Below are 579 nucleotides of genomic sequence, written 5' to 3' on the forward strand. Positions count from 1 at the left end.
CAAAACCTCCCCCCGCCCTGGAGGCTCCATCTTTCCCCCACCACGGGGGCCTGGGCCCTGGACTTGCGGGAGGGATGGGAGGTGGCCGTGGAAGCCCTAGCCGGGAGGACGCGCTATCTGCTCCTCTTCCCCGCCCTCGAGGCCCGGGCCTGGCTTGAGGCCGCCGGGAAGGGGCTGGTCCCCCCCGAGGAGCTGAGCGTGTGGAGGCGGGGCGAAACGCCCTTCACGGCCAGGGGGTGGGAGGAAGCCCTGGCCCGCCTGGGGGAGGTGGCCCATGCGGCCCGTTGACGCGGTGGGCAGGTACCTGTGGGAGCTGGGGCTAGACATCTACACGGACCCCGCCCTTCCCCCTGACTGCCTGGTGGTGCGGGATGGCCCCTTTACCCGCGTCTTCTCCCCTGGGGAAGTGGCCGCCCTAGCCCAAGCCCTCCTGGCCCTGGGGGCGATGGACCGCAAGGGGCGCCCCGTGCTCCTCAAGGAGCGGGAGCTGACCCCCTGGGGGTGAGAGGATGAGTGCCGATGGGAACGCGAAAACCAAACGCTTGCGCCGCCGTAAACCCGGCGACCTGGGGCAGTTGC

2 protein-coding genes are annotated in these 579 nt (G+C 71.2%); both read left to right on the forward strand.

Annotation, left to right across the window (positions count from 1 at the left end; all coding sequences use genetic code 11):
* Positions 1-288 (forward strand): hypothetical protein (locus AC01Y6_RS11090; RefSeq protein ID WP_476671588.1); only part of this gene is annotated, 288 nt, incomplete at its 5' end.
* Complete coding sequence (locus tag AC01Y6_RS11095; RefSeq protein ID WP_476671589.1) at positions 275-505, forward strand: hypothetical protein; 231 nt, start codon at positions 275-277, stop codon at positions 503-505. The genes AC01Y6_RS11090 and AC01Y6_RS11095, both read left to right, overlap by 14 nt.
* The last annotated feature ends 74 nt before the right edge of the window (positions 506-579 follow it).

This window comes from Thermus sp., from assembly GCF_056332225.1.